We start from the raw sequence: 17,188 nt of genomic DNA on the forward strand, positions 1-17,188 counted from the left end.
GCGTGAGCTTCGGATGGGGATTCGTCGGTCCGGGCGGCATCGCCCACAAGGTCGCGGCCGCGCTGGCGGTGAGCAGCGGTGGTCACCTGGCGGCCGTCGCGTCGCGTGACGCGGGACGGGCGCGGGCGTTCGCCGACGAGCACGGCGGGGACGGCACGCACAGCGGAGACGGCGAGCACGGCCCGGCGAATGCCTACGGCGGTCCCGACGCGGTCGACAGGCTGCTGGCTGACCCGACCGTGGACGTCGTCTACGTCGCAACCGTGCACCCGCACCACCACGCCCCCGCCAAGCAGGCCCTCGAGGCCGGCACGCCCGTCCTCGTCGAGAAGCCCCTGACGGTCTCGCTGGCCGCGACCCAGGACCTGGTCGACACCGCGCGCGCCCGCTCCACCTTCCTGATGGAGGCGTACTGGACGCGGATGCTTCCCGGCACGCAGGCGCTGCTCGACGTCGTCGCCTCCGGCGAGATCGGGGACGTCCGGGCGGTCCGCGCCGACCTGGGCTTCCGGGCGCCGAGCGACGCCCCGCGCTTCCACGACGTGGCGTTGGGCGGCGGCTCGGTCTTCGACCTCGGCGCCTACCCCGTCGGGCTCGCGCTGACCCTGCTGGGGCGCCCGGCACAGATCCGCTCCCTCTCGACCCTGACGCCCACCGGCGTCGACGGCCAGACGACGCTCGTGACGACGCACGCCGGAGGCCGGACCGCGACGCTCGCGACAAGCATCGAGTCATGGACCCGCTCGGGCGCCTGGATCGAGGGCACCGCCGGCTCGATCGAGATCGACGCCCAGCTCTTCGACGTGCCCCGCCTCACCGTCCGCACGGAGCGGGGCGAGACCGTCCACGACCACCGCGTCGAGCACGGCCACCACTACATGCTCGATCACGTGCACGAGTGCCTGGCCGACGGGCTCACCGAGTCGCCGCTCGTCGGGTTCGACTTCTCGCTCGCCCTGGCCGCCGTCCTGGAGCAGGCGGTCGAGCAGGGCGGGATCGCGCGCCTCGCGGAGCGGGTGGGCGGGTGACGGCTCGGTCCTGCGGGCTCCGTCAGCCGTAGTCGCGGCGGTAGCGGGCGTCGACGTGGCGGACGAGCGAGGCTCGCTCCTCGTCGGACGTGACACCGTGCTTGTGCGCGAGCGCGGCGAGCAGCAGGTCGCAGACCGCGGCATAGCCGCCGGCCTGCCCCGGACGCGTGGAGGCGACCCACCGCTGCTCGGCGGCGAAGCGGATGTACTCGCCGATCGCCTGCTCCTCCGTGCGGACGAGCGTGCCGTCGCTGACCAGCGGTGAGCCGTCCGGGTTGGTGATGCCGGGACCGGGGATGGGCTGCCGCGGCGTGGGCACCTGGGCCTGGGCGGCAACCTGAGCGGGCGCGGGCGCGGGCGCCGGCGCGGACGCGGCCGGCTGTGCGTGGCGCGGCTGCGGGAGCTGCGCGGGGTCCTGCTGCGCGCCGGTCGGGGCTGCGGTGCCCGCACCCTGCGTCGGCACGTACGGCCCGGACGCCGGCGGCTCGGGGGCACGCTCCGGGGCGCCTCCCGGGGACGGCTGCGTCGGGACCGCCGAGGGTGCGCCGCTCTCGTGCTGCTGGAGCTGGGCCGTCAGGTCCTCGAGGCGGGCCGTGTACGCCGAGATGGTCTTGAGCTGCTCGTCGAGAGGCACCTCGGCGTCACCGCTGAACAGGTCCTGGTCGTAGGACTCCCGGGCACGCAGCAGACGCTGCTGGAGCCGGTGGATCTCGTCGCGCAGCTTCGCCGGGTCGGCGTTCGCCTGCGTGGGCACCGCCTGCGTCGGCACAGCCGCCGGGGTCGCGTCGAACGTGAATGCCATGGCCACCCTCCTTGGTCGCTGGCCGCGTCCTTCTTCATCGACGCGTGAGGGCCGCGACCTGAGGGCAACGAGGTCACGATCACACGTCGGTCACGGCACGAGCACGACGCGTTCCGCGCTGTCCTGGACCCACGCGGTCGCGACGTCCGCCAGCGGCACCTCCCGGAACGGCAGGGCGACGGCACCGTCCCGCACCGCGGCCGCGAGCGCGGGCAGCTCGGGCAGGATCTCGTCGGGCCCCAGCGACCCGATGCCGCTCCCGACGATCTGCAGCTTCGCGGAGCGCAGCGCCACGGACGGCACGGGGGCGGTCGCGCCGGCGATGGACCCGATCTGCACCCAGGTCAGCGGCGCGCGTCGGTCGGTGCGCGCGGTGAGGATCGCGACCATGCCGGCAGCGGCGGGCTCGCCCCACAGGTAGTCGAGCACGACGTCGACGTCGGCGGCGCGTGCGAGGTCGTCGAGGCCGCACGTCTCGTCGGCGCCCAGCGCCGGCAGCTGGCCGAGGCGCTCGGCGTTGCGCCCGGCCGCGATCACCCGCGACGCACCCAGGTGCTTGGCCACCTGCACGGCCATGCTCCCGGCCGCGCCCGTCGCGCCGACGACGAGCACGCGCTGCCCGGCGACGAAGTCGATGCGGCGGCGCAGCGCGATCCACGACGACATGCCGGGGTTCATGGCGGCGGCGATCTCCACGGGGTCGACGTCGTCGGGCAGCACGACGCTGCGACGCTCGTCGATCACGGTGCGCTCGGCGAAGGTCCCCCGGTCGGTGTCGTCGAGGACCACGTAGCGCAGTCGTCCGGACGGGTCGCGGACCACGGCGTCGACGCCCGGCACCCGGGGAAACGTGCCCGCACTGCTGTAGTGCGCGCCGGTGGCGCGCGAGCGGGTCAGGTGGTGGAGCGCTGCGGCGAGCACGTCGACGACGACCTCGTGGCGGCCGGTCGCGACCGGCTCGGGGTGCTCGACGTAGGCGGGGACGGCGTCGGCAGCGGACAGAAGAGCGGCGCGCATGGCGACCTCCCGAAGAAATGGTGTGGATTACCAACTACTCCAGAGTGGTTGGGAATCCCACCTATGTCAACTAGGCTGGCTCCGTGACGTCCGACGACCCCCTGGAACCGCTCGTCGACGTGCTGGTGCGCACCACGTTCGAGGTGACGGGCGTCCTGACCCGCCTGGCCGCCACGCACGACCTCTCGCTCACGCAGGTCCGCGTGCTGGGCATCCTGCGCGACCGCCGCGGGCGCGTCACCGACCTGGCCGCCTACCTGGGCCTCGACAAGTCGACGATGTCCGGCCTCGTCGACCGCGCCGAACGCCGCGGCCTCGTCGCGCGGGACAAGAACCCGCACGACCGTCGCGCCGTCGACGTCTACCTCACGCCCGCGGGCGCCGAGCTCACGCGCCGCGCCTACCTCGAGGTCCGCCGCGAGCTCGCCCCGTTGCTCGAGCGGTTGCCCGCCGACGACCGCAGCCGGCTCGTCGGCCTGCTCGAGACGTTCCTGGGCCCCGAGCCCGACACCGACCGGGCCCCCTGACCCTGCGCCGCGATCAGCCGCCGGCCAGCAGCGACACCAGGGCTGCGGCGTTGGCGGCAGCCGTCGCGGCCGGCCCGTACGTCGTGACCCGGTCGCCGAAACGAGCGCCGACGACGGCGTCGGCCGCCTGCACGATCACCATGGCCACCGCGACGGCGACGAGGTAGTCCGACGACCCGACGAAGAACGCGACCGTCGCGGCGACGGCGAGCGCGACGCTGCGCGCCAACGCGTACGCGAACCCCACCCTCGTCTCGGCGGTCGCTCCGCGCAGGCCGGCGATCGAGTAACCCAGGCTGACGTACGAGCTGATGGCGGTGACGCTCGCGCACACCCAGAACGCTGCGGACATGGCGTGAGCGTAGACGGCCCGCCCCGCGCCGGTCAGGACCCGTACAGCGAGGGACTGCATCGTCCTCGCCATGGGCAGGCTGATGGTCCCTGGGTTCGCCGCACCGCCGTCGATACCCTGGAGACCGACGCACACCCCGGAGGACGCAGGCGACCTGATGCCAGCAACCGACCCTCGAAGCGACCACCCCGGCAGCAGCGGGCAGCCCGACCTCGACCTGCAGCTGCTCGAGGCGCTGCGCGCAGGCCGGGGCGGCGACCCCGCCGACCTGGCCAGGGCAGACAGCAGCTGGTTCGCCCGGGCCCGCGTCCTGCGCGACGAGTTCGGCCGCCTGCAGATGTACTACGGGTTCGGCATCGAGGAGGTCTCGACCAAGATCCGCATCCTGCGCCAGGAGTTCGAGCAGGTCTACGACTACACGCCCATCGAGCACGTCCGCACCCGGCTGAAGTCGCCGGAGAGCCTGCTCGCCAAGGCGCTGCGCCAGGGCACCGAGCTGACGGTGCCGGCCATCCGCGCCGAGATCCGCGACATCGCCGGCATCCGCGTCACGTGCTCGTTCGTCTCCGACGTCTACTGGATCGCGGAGATGCTCAGCGCGCAGCCGGACCTGACCGTGCTCACCACGAAGGACTACATCGCGCACCCGAAGCCCAACGGGTACCGCTCGCTGCACCTCATCGTCCAGGTCCCCGTGTTCTTGTCCCGGCACACCGAGCACATCCCGGTCGAGCTCCAGATCCGGACCATCGCCATGGACTTCTGGGCGAGCATGGAGCACAAGCTGCGCTACAAGTACCGCGCGGACATGCCCGACGACCTGCGCGCGGAGCTCGACGACGCCGCGGCCGTGGCCGCCCAGCTCGACGCCCGCATGGGGCGCCTGCGCGACGAGGTGCGCCCCGCGCCCGACGCCTGAGCGGCGCGATCGGCAGCGCCTGCGCCGCCGCTCCCTCAGCACTCCGTCGGCACCGCACGGAGCACTCGGTCATGATGGCTCGATGGCGACGCAGGCAGGTCCGACGCGGATGGGACGCCCTCGCACGTGGCGGCTCGTGGCGTTGCTGCTGCTCGTCGCCCCCGTGAGTGCCGAGTACCTGGCGGCCTACGACCCGGAGGTCACCGGCCAGGTCTGGCAGCTCGTCGGGGGCCTGGCCGTGCTCGCGCCGCTCTACGGCGCGCCGGCCGTCCTGATCCACGAGGTCGCGGCGCGCACCGCGATGCACTGGACCGGGATCCTCACGCTCGGCGGAGCGTTCGGCGTCCTGCAGGCGGGCGTTGTCGACCAGTCGCTGTTTGCCCTGTCGTACCTCGGGTACGCCGACTGGGGCACCTGGGTCGCGGCCACGATGATCACGCCCCTGGGCGTGAGTGGCGCCTTCGCGCTGAACTTCCTGGTCGGGCACGCGGTGTGGAGCATCGGCGCGCCCGTCGCGCTCGTCGAGGCCTTCGACCGGAGCCCCGCTCGACGCCCGTGGCTGGGTGTCCCGGGCATCGCGGTGCTGTCCGTGCTGTGGGTGCTCGCGTCCGTGGTGGTCTGGCGGGACATTCGCGACGCCGGCAGCGACCAGGCCTCGGTGGGTCAGCTCGTCGGCGCGGTCGCGCTCGCCGCGGCGCTCGTCGTCGTCGCCTGCACCTGGGGCCGACGTCCGCTGCCGACGCCGACGAGCGCGCGCGTGCCACCGCCCGGCGTCGTCCTGGTCGTGGCGCTGGCACTGGCGCTCGGCTACGGGTTCGTGCCGGGCACGTGGGCCGGCGTCGCCGGCGGGATAACGATCCTCGCGGTGGCTGCCGTCGTCGTCGTGCGATGGTCCCGGTCGGCCACGTGGGGGCGTCGTCACGTCGCGGCGGTGGCCGGTGGCGCGGTCGTCGCGCGCGCGATCGGGGGTTTCGTCACGGTCGCGACGACGACACCACGACCGCCGGGAGGCTTCGCGCAGAACGTGGTCCTGCTGGTCGCCGCGCTCGCGCTCGTCGCTGCGGCCCTCGCACGTCGTCCTCGTCCGCACCAGGAGGCGCTCAGCCCGCTGGTGTGAGCGGCTGCGGGTCGCGGTCCTGGGCCGGAAAGCGACCCAGGACCGCGTCGGTCAGCAGACCCCGTCGTCCTTCCAGACACCCCACTCACCCGTGGTCCCGGGCACCTCGCCCTGGGTCCACCACTTCGCGCTGTACCGGTGGCCGGCGTAGGAGACGACGTTCCCGTTGGTGTAGACCGCGGTCCGGCTCCACGCCGGTGCGGCGCAGCCGGCGGGGGGCGTCGGGGTGGTGGTCGGCGACGACGTGGGCGTGGTCATCGGCGTCGTCGTCGGGCTGCTGGTCGGGGGCGTCGCGCCCGCGAACTGGACGCTGAACTTCGTGAAGTCCCAGTCCTTCTGCGCGACGTTGCTGCACACGCTGTTGTCCGTGGTGCCCACGCACGCGCGGTCGCGGTTGACGGCCCAGAAGGTGAAGCGCCCGAGCTTGTGGCTCAGGGCGTAGTCGAGCACCGTCTGGAAGTCGGCTTGGTAGAACATCTCGCTGACGTCGGACTTGCCGTTCATCCCCGAGAAGCCCTCGTGGGCGTACGCGGTGGGGCTGTCCCAGCCCAGGTGCGACATGAGCAGCCCGTGGAACGCCTCGAGCGCGGCAACCTGCGACGAGCCGCCGTTGAAGCCGCCGTCGAACGGCATGATCGAGAAGTTGTTCGGCGTGAAGCCGATCGACTTCGCCTGGTCCAGCAGCTGCGTGCCGAACCAGCCGGTCCCGGCCGACGTCCCCGGCATGGTCACCGAGACGAAGAGCCCCGGGTTGTTCGCCTGGAGGATCTTCGCGGCGCCGAGCTCGTTGGCGACCGCCGTCGTGTTCTCGTACTCCGGCTCCTCGAGGTCGAAGTCGATCGCCTTGAGCGAGTACTTGGTGATCACCTGCTGGTAGGCGGCCGCCGTCGCTGCCGGCGTCCCGCACGTCTGCCCGAGCTTGGTGCCGCCGTACCCGCCGACGGAGACGGACACGTCGCCGCCGTTGGCCCGGATGCGGGAGATCGCGTTCGAGACGACCGTCTCGGAGGTGATGGCCGTCGTGCCGTCCCAGGTGGGCGTACAGCCGCCGCCGTTGGGCGCGAGGATGAACGCGAGCTGGAACGCCTTGATCCCGGTCGCGTTCATCACCGTGACCGGGTCCGGCGGGTTGTTGCTCTGCGGCATGAGGTATGGCGCTGCCGCGTACCAGTTGTTCCCGAGGGCGGCGTCTGCCGACGTCACGCCGAGGGTGCCGACGGCTCCTCCGACGAGGGTGGCGGCCGCGAGGCCGAGAGCGGCCAGTCTGCTTCGTCGCGCGATCTGTCCTTCCCAGTGAGGGTATGGGCGAATCGTCAATATTGGACTAGACCAATTTCGTCGTCAATGACCCTAATTCGAGGGCCTGCCGCATGCGAAGGCGGGACGCTTGTCCAGACCACCGCATCATTCACGCGCCTCGGGCCTCGACCGCCGCACGCCGGTAGCTGCTCGGCGAGGTGCCGCGCTCGCGCTTGAACGCGGCGCTCAGCGCGAACGCGCTGCCGTAACCGACCTGCCGGGCGACGGCGGAGAGCGTGGCGCGCGGGTCGGACAGGAGATCGGCGGCGACCGCCAGCCGCCAGCCGGTGAGGAACGACATGGGAGGCTCCCCGACCACCTCGGTGAACCGCCGTGCCATCGTCGCCCGGGACACGTCGCACGCCGCGGCCAACGTGGCCACGCTCCAGGGGTGCTCGGGATGGTGGTGGATGAGGCGCACCGCCCGGTCGACGACGGGGTCGCGACGCGCCGAGGACCAGGCTGGGGCGTCGTCGGGCCGCGACACGAACACCTCGCGCAGGCTCCGGACCAGCAGCAGGTCGAGCAGTCGGTCGAGCACGGCCGACTGGCCCGGCGAGTCGTCGGCGGTCTCAGCGACCAGCAGCGGCACCAACGGGGTGTCGAGGCCACGCAGCACGACGTGGTCGGGCAGCCGCGACAGGACCCGCTCCCCCACCTCGGAGGACCGCTCGTACGTCCCGATCAGCATCTGCGTCCCGCCGTGCGCGGAATTGCCCCAGGTACGCACGCCGAGTGCCATCGACTGGTCCACCAGGTGGCCGTGGGGATCGATGCAGACCTGGCCCGGCAGGATCCTGATGTCGTCGGGCGTGTCCGTGCAGTCCGCGAACGTGTACGGCGCCGGTCCACGGACCAGCACGACGTCGCCGGCCGCGAGCGCAACCGGCCCGGAAGACCCCGTGAACACCGCCGCCCCCTGGACCAGCACGACGATGCTCAGCGGAGCCTCGTCCTCGATCCGGATCGACCACGGCGGGTCGAAGACCGCACGCAGGACGAAGGCGCCGCGTACCCGAGGTCCGTCGAGCAGACCAGCCAGCTCGTCCATGGTGAGACGTTCGCACATGGTCGTGGGCTGATCAACCATGGAACGTCTCGTGCCCCTGCGGGACGCTCGAGCCATGACCATCACACTGCTCGGAGCTCGCATCTGCGCGGGCCTGCTCGCCGGCGTCTACCTGGCCTTCGCGGTCGGCGTCATGCCCGCGCTCCGCAGGCTCGACGACGCCGCCTTCACGACGATCATGAACCGCGTCAACGTGGTGATCGTGAACCCAGTCTTCCTGCTGGTCTTCTTGGGCGCCCCGGCCCTGGCCGTAGCCGTGGGAGGGTGGTTCCGGACCCCGACGGCCATCGTCGCCGGCGCGCTCGGGCTCGTGACCCTGCTGGTCACGGTCGTGGCCAACGTCCCGCTCAACGACAGGCTCGCCGCGGGCGGCGCGCGCGTCGACTTCGAGACGCCGTGGGTGGTCTGGAACGTCGTGCGGACGGCGACCGGGATCGGCAGCTTCGTCTGCCTGCTGCTCGTCCGTGCTCCCGCCGCCTGAGCAACCGCTCGGGCGTCAGCGCACCCGGCGCCCGTGCGCGAGGTCGATGAGCCGCTTCAGCACGTCGCCGGAGCGCAGCCCGCTGTGCTCGTGCTCGCTGGTCACCCACGGCGTCACGCCGGGAAGCAGGCGGGCCGTCTCGAGCGAGTACTCGAGCGGGACGAACAGGTCGTTGACGTAGACGGCCGCGGCGCCGCGCGCCTCCGAGGCCGCGAGCGCATCGGCGTCGTAGATCGTCGGCCACTCGTGCTTCGCCAGCGCCAGCGCCACGTCCTTCCACGGCCGCAGACCGGGGACGGTGTCCAGCCACTCGCGACGCACGTGCTCCCCGGTGAGCAGGGTCGGGTCGGCGCGGAAGTCGTCGGGCTCGGTGCGCTCGGCCGACCAGTCGGTGACGTTGCCGTCCGCGTAGCTCGACTCGTGCAGCACGTAGTACATGGGGTTGCGGACGTTGAACGGGAGCGCGGCGGCCAGATCGTGCCGGAAGGCGTTGGTGCGCGGCCCGAGCTCGAGGAGCTGCCACAGCGTCTGCCAGCCGTCGTTCGAGCCCAGCAGCATGCCGAGCGAGCGCAGCCGGGAGACCGAGACGACCTCCCCGTCCGGCAGGACGACGCCGCCGTCCGCGGCCAGGTCGGTCAGCCGGCGCATCGCATCGCGGTGACCGGGAAAGCGGCGGTAGTACTTCTCCGACGCCTCGCGCTGCTTGACGTACGTCAGGGCGTACACCTCGTCGGGGTGCCGCCCCACCGCGCTGAGCCCGCCCGTGAAGTAGACGTGCTCGAGCGACGACGCGTCCGTCGACAGGTACGCCAAGGTGGTGAACCCGCCGAACGACTGCCCGAGCACGTTCCACGTCGCCGCGCCGAGGTGCTCGCGCACCGCCTCGCAGTCGCGCACGATCGAGTCGGCCCGCAGGTGAGTCAGGTGCTCGACGAGCTCGTCGGTCCCCCGCGCGAGGTCGTCGTCGCCCACCGGGGTCGACGAGCCCGTGCCACGCTGGTCGATCAGCACCACGCGGTGGTGCTCGAGCGCGGCGTCGAGCCACGTCGGCGAGGTCGGCGAGTGGAACGCGCGCGGCGCCTCGCTGCCCGGTCCACCCTGCAGGAACACGAGATAGGGCAAATCCTCGCCTCCGTCGCGGGTCACGACCGCCGCGTGCACGTCGATACGACGCTCGTCCGCCGGGTCGGACCACACCAGGGGGACGCTCAGGGTGAGGTCATCGATGCGGAGGTTCAGCAGCTGGCGCGACGTCACAGGCATGAGACCAGGCTAGGCGCACGACATCAGGCGCGCCGAGCTACGCCAGCTGGGCCGCGAGACCTGCGCGGTCGATCTGCATCCAGTACTCGACGATCAACCCGTCTACCCGATAGACGCAGCTTGCGACCTGGACGACCGGCCGGCCGGAGACGTGACCGTGCTGCGTCCAGCGGACGTAGACGCGGTCGCCCGCCGCGATGACCTCGTCAACCGTCAGGGTGAAGCGCCCGTACTCGGCCAGCATCTCGTGCACGTGCTCCGCGTATTGCGCGGGAGTCCGCGTCGTCCGGATACCAGGCGAGCTCCGCGCGGAGCCGAGTGAGATCGCCCGCGGGGTCGGAGAACACCGCACCGGCGGCCGCGTCGGGGATGGCCGTGGCGGCCTGCTCGAGCACGAGCAGGCGCGCGCTCGGTATCGGGCTCCGCGTCGGCGTCGCCGCGCTCGACGGCCGTCTGCAGCGGTCGAGGCCTGCTCCTGCGCCTCCATCAGGCGCCACTCGAAGACCCGCACGAGGGCGGGAGCAGTCCCGGGGCGGAGGAAGACGTGCCACGCGGCGGAGATGACCACGCACCCTCGGTCGAGGTACGGCTACGGCTGCGGGAGGTACCACTCCGGCCCGGGCTCCTCGTCCGGTGAGACTTCCGCGTACCCCCGCAGCACCGGCGCAAGCACGGCCCGGAGCCGGGCGAGCGCGGCGAGGTCGACCGCCGCGGGATCCCCACCGACGGTGAGCCAGACGTGACCACCGCCGACGAGCCGCACGGCGCCGACCGACTCCAGCCGCGCGATCCCGCCGACCGCCGCCACGTGGTGCGCCGACAGCAGCGTGCCCCACCCGTACCCCCACAGGTGGCGCGCGAGGTCCCGGTCCGCGACGTGCGTCTGCGTCCAGATCTCGTAGGGCGACGTGAGGTTCCCGCTCGCGGGCAGCCGTCCGCAGACGACGAACCCGCAGTCCGCGCCGAGCTCTTCAGCGGACCTCACGACCCATTCGGACAGCGCTCCGACCGCGTCGGACCACGACGTCGAGCTGTCGCCCAGCGCCCACGTCGACATCAACACCCCGGCTGTCACCCCGCCGACCGCCTCGTCCCGATACGGCACGTCGGCCGGGAACCGCGCCTCGACGACGGCCACGTCGACGTGCGGGTCGTAGAGGTCGAAGTCGGGGTTCGCGTCGAACGCCTGCTTCATGGTCGTCGACTGCGCACCGAGCGCGACCGACTCGAGCCGCCGCTCGCGGCCCTTCGCCTCGATGAACCGCCAGTCCAGGCGGTTGCGACCGGTCGTCGACCGCCGGGACCCGAGGTCGTCCGCGGCCGTCGCCGCGAACGTCCCCCACGTGAGGTCCATGTGCATCGTGGCCCGCACGACGTCCTCGACACCCGAACGCAGGACCCCGACGACGGCGGCGTCCGCCGGCCGGTGCGACTGCACCGCCACCCCGCCGAACAACCGGAGCTCGCGATCGTCGGCGACGTTCACGCAGTCGCCGCCTGGAGCGGGAACGTCACCACGAGCCACGCACCCACGAGGATCACGCCACCGACCACAACTACCGCTTCCCCTGTCGACGTCACCCACCCGGGCACCTGCCAGCCCTGCCCGCCAGGGTAGCCGCCTGGCGGCGGCGGGACGGGGGCCGGCCCGGGCTGCGGGTGGGGGATCGGCTCCGCGTGCGGCACGACGGGCAGCGGTTCCGGCGCGGTCTGCGGGGCCCGGACGGGCACCGGTACCGGCACCGGGATCGGCCTCACGGACGCTCGGTAGTAGTACCAGAGCATCCCGGGGTCGCCGTACGACTTCACGACGAGCTCGCCCGGACCATGGGGAATCGTGTACTCGCTGTAGGTGTGGCCGTACCAGGACCCCGTCCGGTTCGCGATGTACCTGTCGAGCTGTGCCGCCGTCTCGGCCCTGCCCGTCGCCGACCCGCGCTTGCTCGCCGTCTTGACCTCCCAGATCAATCGCCCCGCCACCAGGTCGGCATAGCCGAGCCCGCCGTTCGGACCCGATCCGGGGATCGCGACCTCCATCGCGGTGCCCGGCAGGACGTCGAAGATGAAGTGCAGCTGGACGGTGAAGTGCTGGAGCGAGTACTCCAGGACGTCCGGGTTCGACGGGGTGCCGAGTGCCGCGGAGGTGCTCAGGTCGAGACCGTTGACCCCACCGTCGGAGATCGGGCTGAGCCCGAGCGGGTCGACGCGGTCGACCGGGTCGTTCGCGGCGTACGCGTACTCGTTGGTGGACGCGGCGGCACCGCCCGGTTGGTCGATCGGGTCTGTGCTGAGGAACTGCCCCGTCCTCGGGTCGAACGTGCGCACGGTCAGCGCGACGTCGTCACCGAGAGTGAGCGACCCGCGGTAGCCGAGCGTGGGCGTCAAGGTCAGATCGGCGACGGACACGTCGAGGTCCGCCTGGCCGAAGGCGTCGTATGCCGACGCGGAGACGAGGTCCGCCGTCGCGAGCGTCGTCGTGATCGAACCGAGCCCGTCCTTGGCGAAGACGGCGGACGTGCCGTTCTGCCGCGTCATCCCGAGCGGACCACCGGGCGACGTGACGACGTCATAGGTGCGCGAGCCCGTGCGGGTGGCCAGCACCTGGGGTGCGCCCGTCCCGAGGTCCCAGCTCACAGCGGTCGAGGTGGTCTGGCGTCCGCGGGTCACGCGGTAACCGACCACCTGGCCGTCGCCGTCGTAGGTGCGATCCTGCGTCGACGTCACGAGGGAGCCCACGGACGCCGTCGTCGCCGACAGGCGACCGGCGGCGTCGTAGCCGTAGACGACGGAACCGACCGAGGAGCGTTCGCTCGTGCGGCGGCCATCCGCGTCGTAGCCGAACGTCGTCGTCAGTCCGAGGGTCGTGGTGCGGGACAGGCGGTGCGCCTCGTCGTATCTGTACGACGAGGTGACGCCGTCGGCCGTGGCGGAGGTGCGGCTCCCGGTCGAGTCGTACGTCCAGGCCTGCTTCGTCGGCGTCAACGGGTCCAGGTCCGTCGTCCGGGCGGCGACGAGCTGGCCGGCGGCGTCGTAGGTGTAGGCCGCCGAACCGGCGGACAGACCACCGATCGTCCTGGTCGAGACGACCCGACCGTCCTTGTCCCGCCCGATCGTCACCGAGGACGAGCCACCCGAGACCGTCTGGGCGACCGACGCGGCCCGTCCGTCGACGTCATAGGTGTACGACCGGCTCTGCTTGGAAGGCAGAGACTCACGCAACACCAGTCCGTCCGGGTCGAGCGTCCACGACACGGCACCCCAGACCGGGTGGGACTGCGCGACCAGCCGGCCCGCGGCATCGTACGACTTCGTCAGCGTCGACCCGTCCGGGTACCGGACTGCGGTCTGTCGTCCGGCGGCGTCGAACGTCGCACCTTGCGAGCCGTCCGGTCCGTCGCTCTGCACCACCCGGCCAGCGGCGTCGAGCCGGTACGTCGTCGTGCCTCGTCCGTCGACCATCGAGGTACGGGTCCCGCGGACGTCGTACGTGTACCGGACACCTGACCCGTCGCCGTAGTTCCGCGCCGTCGGGTTGCCCGCCGCGTCGTACGAGCGGGCCTCGGTGCGGCCCGACGGCTGCGTGACCGACGTCAGCTGTCCCGCCGCGTCGTAGCCGAACGTCGTGACGGCGCCCCCGCGGTCGGTGATCGCGGCGACCCGACCGTCGGCGTCGTACGTTCGCCGCTCCGCCTTGCCCACGGCGTCGGTGGTCGCCGCGAGGAGACCATGCTCCCACGAGTAGGACGTCGTCGCCCCGAGGGGGTCGGTGCTCGAGGTCAGGTGGCCTGCCCGGTCGTACGTGTGGGTCGTCCGAGCGCCACCGGCCGTCGTGGCGGCGACGACTCGTCCGGTCGCGTCGAGCACCTGGGTCTCGGATCGGCCGGCGTGAGTCGTGCGCTCGAGCCGTCCCGCAGCGTCGTAGCCGTACGCGGTCGTCCGGCCAGCTGCCGACGTCTGGGAGACCATCAGCCCGTCCGCGTCGTAGACGGTGCGCGAGACGCCGCCGAGGGCATCGGTCACGCTGACCTGCCTACCCGCCGCGTCGTAGCCGTACCTGGTGGCGACTCCCGTCGCGTCGACGCTGACGGCGAGCCGACCGGCGGCGGTCCACTCGGAGTGGGTCGTGCCGCGACCCGGGGCCGTCACGCTGAGCGCCCGGTCCTCGCCGTCGTAGGTGACCGTCGTGCGGGCTCCCGCCGGGTCGGTCATGGCGGTCGTGTTGCCGACCGCGTCGTACTCGTAGGTCGTCGTCCGTCCGGCGCCGTCCGTCGTCGACGTGACCCGGCCGAGGGCGTCCACGGCCTGCCGCGTCGTCCGGCCGAGCGGGTCGGTGACCGAGGCGACGTGACCCAGAGCGTCGTAGGTGTAGGCGGTCCTGCCTCCGGTGGGGCTCGTGACCGACATGATGCGGCCGAGCGCACCGTACGAATAGGAGGTGCTGCCGCCGGCCGGGCTCGTGCTCGTCACGAGGCGACCCGCTTCGTCATAGCCCGAGACGGTCGTCTCGCCCACCGGATCGGTGACCCTCACGAGGTTGCCAGCCGCGTCGTACCTGTAGGTCGTCACGCCGCCGGCCGCGTCGGTCGTGCTGAGGACCCGCCCTACCGAGTCAAAAGACGACCTCTTGGTGCCGGCTCCGTCCGACTCGGCGATGACACGGCCGAGCGCGTCGTACTCGAACGCGGTGACCCTGCCGGCAGGGGTCGTCACCCGCGAGATCCGCCCCTCGTCGTCGCGGTCATAGGTCGTGCGGGCACCGACACCGTCAGTCGTGGCGATGAGGTTGCCCTGAGCGTCGTAGCTGAAACGCGTGACGACTCCGTCGGCGTCCGTGGTCGAGCGGACGAGCCCGTCGACCACGACCGAGCGGGTGACCGCTCCCGTCGGCGAGGTGATCGTGCTCGGCGTCCGCTCGTCGCCCTCGTACTCGTACGTCGTTCGCCGGCCCGCCTCATCGGTGATCGCGATGACCCGCTCCGCGTCGTCGTACCCCCAGGTCACGACGCCGCCGAGCGCGTCCGTCGCGCTGAGCACGTTGCCCGAGTCGTCGTACGTCGCGCTCGTCGTCGCCTGACCTCGGTCGGTCGAGGAGACGAGGTTCCCGGCGGCGTCGAAAGTGCGCGCGATGGAGTGACCCGTGGAGTCCACGACCGCGACGGGGTGCCCGGCGGTGTCGTGGCGGACGACGGTCGTCTCGCCCGTTCTCGCGTCGTGGATCGTCGTCATCCCGGCGATGTCGTCGTACTCGAACGAGACGTCCGCACCCACTGTGGACTGCGTGATCACACGACCAGCGCCGTCGAAGGTGTTCGTCATCGTGACGCGGCCGTCGGGGCCCTGCTCGGCGGCGAGTCGGTCCGCGTCGTCGTAGCGGTACGCCCTGATGCCACCTGCTGGGTCGGTGAACGAAACCAGGTTGGCACCGACGTACGCGTAACTCACGACTCGGCCGTCGGACGCCGTCGCGCGCGTGACCCGACCGGCCTGGTCCCGCTCGAGCAGGATGCTCGGCCCGGTGCCGCGCACCAGGGACGTGACCGCGCCCGCCGCGTCGCGCCGCAGCTCGGTCACGGTGCCGTCGGAGTCGCTCGTCGTCGCGAGCCGGCCCTCGACGTCGAAGGTCCACGCGGATCCGTCGTCGAAGGCGACCGAGTACCCCTGGGGCGATCTGCCGAGCGTCCCGGGGAACTCCTCGGGCCTCGACCACCCGGTGCCGGTGGCCCTGAACGGCACAGCCCGCCCGTCGGCGTCGCGCAGCTCGACCTGCCCACCCTCGACCTCGGTGACCGCAACGTCGAGTGACGTCGACCAGCCCGCGCCGAAGGACCCCACCCGGGTGTCGACCGAGTTGTACGTCCGCCCCAGCCCGAGCCCGGTGGCCCCGCCGACGCTTGCCAGGTCGGTCTCCGGCAGGACGAGGTTGCCGGTCGCGGTGTTGATCGGGTCGCTCACGTAGAACGAGCCCGCGCGGACCCCGTACAGCTCGTCCGGCTCGCGCAGGATGTAGTTGGGCGACCCGTTCTTGATCGCGTAGACGTACCGGCCGTCCACGGTGGATCCCTGGCTGTGGCCGGCGAGGGATTCGGGGCCGCCATCGAGGAGCGCGCTGTTGACGCCCGATCCCGGCAGCTCGTAGGACTTGCCCGGACCGTCGAGCCCGGACGAGAAACCCGCGCGGGCCGAGGAACCGCCGAATCCACCCGATCCGCCGCTCGCGCTGCCTGTCTCCCACTGGATCGAGTCGTAGTTGAAGACGATGTCGAAGTCGGCGTTCCCGCGATCGCTACGCTGGACGAGCAGGAGCTGGAAGGTGTTGAGCTTGTCGATCTGGTTGGGAAAGTACCCCACGCCGGGCCACAGGACGCAGAACGCGGAGCGCCCTTCGTAGGTCGTCGCTCCGTATGAGACGGCCCCGGCGCCACCGTTCGTGTCCACGTCGGCGAAGAACGGCGCGATCATCGGCAGGTGGTTGCCGACCAGGCCGAATGGCGTGTACGTGCCCAAGGCGCTGCTGAAGGTCACGTTGCCGTTGTTGTTGACGTAGAGGCTGTCGTACGCGATCCCGTAGAAGTTGATGCGGAACGGGAGCGGGACGATCCCGGTCGAACCGTCGTCGTTCGGCGCGAGCGTGTGCTGGCGGCAGCCGGCCGACTCCACGACCGCGCCGGCCGCCGCCGATGCTGCCGTGCTCGTGGCCGTCGTCATGCCCGCGACGAGCGCGAGTCCTGCCATCATCGCCAGGAGCGTCCTCGCGGACGACGACGCGGACCGCATGCGCAGGACGGACATCTGCACCCCCTGAGTCGTGGGGCGCCCGAGCGACCCTCGGGCGAACCTATGGGTTCGCTGTGAGTCAGATCGGGCAGTTTGCAGCAAGTTCACTCGCATGGGCGAATCGTGGTAGCCCGAGATCGAGCGCCCCCTCAAGCCATGTCGACCGACTCGCGTACGTCACTTTTTTCGTTCCCCCTCGCTAACGCACCGTCGACACGCGGTCCGGCCCTCATTCCGCCAGGCGATGTGCGAGTTTGCAGCCGGGGCCGTGGTGATCCCTTCCGACGCCGACAGGAACGATGACCAACCAGGTCGGGATCCGCGCCCACACCGAGCACGGTGACGCGGTCCTGTTCGAGCAGTCCGCCCACGTGTACTTGCTCGAAGGTGGCGCACCCGCGTCGATCTCAGGCGTGCTCCCTCGACTGGTACCCGGCGAGCGCGGCATCTTCTCCGCGGACCAGGCGCTCGCGACTGTCGGGACACCCCATTCGTTCTTCCCCTCCACGGTGACCGGTCCTATCACGTAGTTGTGCGTCG

Annotated in this window: 14 protein-coding genes and 1 pseudogene; 6 read left to right on the top strand and 9 right to left on the bottom strand. The window is 71.8% G+C overall.

Annotation, left to right across the window (positions count from 1 at the left end):
- Positions 1–2: 2 nt before the first annotated feature.
- Positions 3–1,028: a Gfo/Idh/MocA family protein gene (locus IC607_RS04460; protein ID WP_191785755.1), complete on the top strand. Its 1,026-nt coding sequence runs from the start codon at positions 3–5 to the stop codon at positions 1,026–1,028.
- A gap of 22 nt (positions 1,029–1,050) precedes the next feature.
- Here IC607_RS04460 and IC607_RS04465 read toward each other — a convergent pair whose 3' ends face one another.
- Positions 1,051–1,830: a hypothetical protein gene (locus IC607_RS04465; RefSeq protein WP_191785756.1), complete on the bottom strand. Its 780-nt coding sequence runs from the start codon at positions 1,828–1,830 to the stop codon at positions 1,051–1,053.
- A gap of 90 nt (positions 1,831–1,920) precedes the next feature.
- Positions 1,921–2,847: a zinc-binding alcohol dehydrogenase family protein gene (locus IC607_RS04470; RefSeq protein WP_191785757.1), complete on the bottom strand. Its 927-nt coding sequence runs from the start codon at positions 2,845–2,847 to the stop codon at positions 1,921–1,923.
- An 83-nt stretch (positions 2,848–2,930) separates the two neighbouring features.
- Here IC607_RS04470 and IC607_RS04475 point away from each other — a divergent pair, with 83 nt between their 5' ends.
- The gene (locus IC607_RS04475; RefSeq protein ID WP_191785758.1) at positions 2,931–3,374 is read left to right on the top strand and encodes a MarR family transcriptional regulator; all 444 of its coding nucleotides are present in this window, start codon (positions 2,931–2,933) and stop codon (positions 3,372–3,374) included.
- Between the two features lie 13 nt (positions 3,375–3,387).
- Here the strand turns inward: IC607_RS04475 and IC607_RS04480 are convergent, their stop codons facing one another.
- Positions 3,388–3,726, bottom strand: coding sequence for a hypothetical protein (locus tag IC607_RS04480; protein WP_225224320.1), 339 nt, complete (start codon positions 3,724–3,726; stop codon positions 3,388–3,390).
- Positions 3,727–3,883: 157 nt separating this feature from the next.
- Between IC607_RS04480 and IC607_RS04485 the strand changes: the two genes are divergently transcribed.
- Both IC607_RS04485 and IC607_RS04490 read left to right on the top strand, forming a co-directional pair.
- A complete protein-coding gene (locus IC607_RS04485) occupies positions 3,884–4,645 on the top strand; it encodes a GTP pyrophosphokinase family protein (protein ID WP_191785759.1) in 762 nt (253 codons plus the stop codon).
- A gap of 82 nt (positions 4,646–4,727) precedes the next feature.
- Entirely contained in the window at positions 4,728–5,762 is a 1,035-nt protein-coding gene (locus IC607_RS04490; RefSeq protein WP_191785760.1) for a hypothetical protein, read from the top strand.
- Positions 5,763–5,813: 51 nt separating this feature from the next.
- On the opposite strand, the gene IC607_RS04495 is transcribed toward IC607_RS04490, so the two are convergent.
- Positions 5,814–6,965, bottom strand: a complete 1,152-nt coding sequence (locus IC607_RS04495) for a chitinase (RefSeq protein WP_225224321.1) — start codon at positions 6,963–6,965, stop codon at positions 5,814–5,816.
- A gap of 205 nt (positions 6,966–7,170) precedes the next feature.
- Positions 7,171–8,151, bottom strand: coding sequence for an AraC family transcriptional regulator (locus tag IC607_RS04500; RefSeq protein WP_225224322.1), 981 nt, complete (start codon positions 8,149–8,151; stop codon positions 7,171–7,173).
- Positions 8,152–8,185: 34 nt separating this feature from the next.
- Here IC607_RS04500 and IC607_RS04505 point away from each other — a divergent pair, with 34 nt between their 5' ends.
- Positions 8,186–8,611, top strand: a complete 426-nt coding sequence (locus IC607_RS04505; RefSeq protein WP_225224323.1) for a DUF1772 domain-containing protein — start codon at positions 8,186–8,188, stop codon at positions 8,609–8,611.
- Between the two features lie 15 nt (positions 8,612–8,626).
- Here the strand turns inward: IC607_RS04505 and IC607_RS04510 are convergent, their stop codons facing one another.
- From IC607_RS04510 to IC607_RS04525, 4 genes are all read right to left on the bottom strand, one after another.
- Positions 8,627–9,874 (bottom strand): alpha/beta fold hydrolase, encoded by a 1,248-nt coding sequence (locus IC607_RS04510; protein ID WP_191785762.1) that lies wholly within the window; start codon positions 9,872–9,874, stop codon positions 8,627–8,629.
- Between the two features lie 37 nt (positions 9,875–9,911).
- Positions 9,912–10,361 (bottom strand): ester cyclase, encoded by a 450-nt coding sequence (locus IC607_RS04515; protein ID WP_191785763.1) that lies wholly within the window; start codon positions 10,359–10,361, stop codon positions 9,912–9,914.
- Positions 10,362–10,463: 102 nt separating this feature from the next.
- Positions 10,464–11,360, bottom strand: coding sequence for a hypothetical protein (locus IC607_RS04520; RefSeq protein WP_191785764.1), 897 nt, complete (start codon positions 11,358–11,360; stop codon positions 10,464–10,466).
- Positions 11,357–16,663, bottom strand: a complete 5,307-nt coding sequence (locus tag IC607_RS04525; RefSeq protein WP_191785765.1) for a nidogen-like domain-containing protein — start codon at positions 16,661–16,663, stop codon at positions 11,357–11,359. The genes IC607_RS04520 and IC607_RS04525 overlap by 4 nt, the downstream gene beginning before the upstream one ends.
- 275 nt (positions 16,664–16,938) lie before the next feature.
- Between IC607_RS04525 and IC607_RS04530 the strand changes: the two are divergent.
- A pseudogene (locus IC607_RS04530) lies at positions 16,939–17,178 on the top strand (beta-eliminating lyase-related protein); the annotation flags it as partial.
- Positions 17,179–17,188 lie beyond the last annotated feature (10 nt).

Origin of the sequence: Cellulomonas sp. JH27-2 (assembly GCF_014837175.1) — a bacterium.
Lineage (GTDB): Bacteria > Actinomycetota > Actinomycetes > Actinomycetales > Cellulomonadaceae > Cellulomonas.

Coding starts and splice junctions, on each gene's coding strand:
- IC607_RS04465 (WP_191785756.1), bottom strand. CDS start 1,830: ATGGCATTCACGTTCGACGCGACCCCGGCGGCTGTGCCGACGCAGGCG.
- IC607_RS04470 (WP_191785757.1), bottom strand. CDS start 2,847: ATGCGCGCCGCTCTTCTGTCCGCTGCCGACGCCGTCCCCGCCTACGTC.
- IC607_RS04480 (WP_225224320.1), bottom strand. CDS start 3,726: ATGTCCGCAGCGTTCTGGGTGTGCGCGAGCGTCACCGCCATCAGCTCG.
- IC607_RS04485 (WP_191785759.1), top strand. CDS start 3,884: ATGCCAGCAACCGACCCTCGAAGCGACCACCCCGGCAGCAGCGGGCAG.
- IC607_RS04490 (WP_191785760.1), top strand. CDS start 4,728: ATGGCGACGCAGGCAGGTCCGACGCGGATGGGACGCCCTCGCACGTGG.
- IC607_RS04500 (WP_225224322.1), bottom strand. CDS start 8,151: ATGGTTGATCAGCCCACGACCATGTGCGAACGTCTCACCATGGACGAG.
- IC607_RS04505 (WP_225224323.1), top strand. CDS start 8,186: ATGACCATCACACTGCTCGGAGCTCGCATCTGCGCGGGCCTGCTCGCC.
- IC607_RS04510 (WP_191785762.1), bottom strand. CDS start 9,874: ATGCCTGTGACGTCGCGCCAGCTGCTGAACCTCCGCATCGATGACCTC.
- IC607_RS04515 (WP_191785763.1), bottom strand. CDS start 10,361: ATGGAGGCGCAGGAGCAGGCCTCGACCGCTGCAGACGGCCGTCGAGCG.
- IC607_RS04525 (WP_191785765.1), bottom strand. CDS start 16,663: ATGTCCGTCCTGCGCATGCGGTCCGCGTCGTCGTCCGCGAGGACGCTC.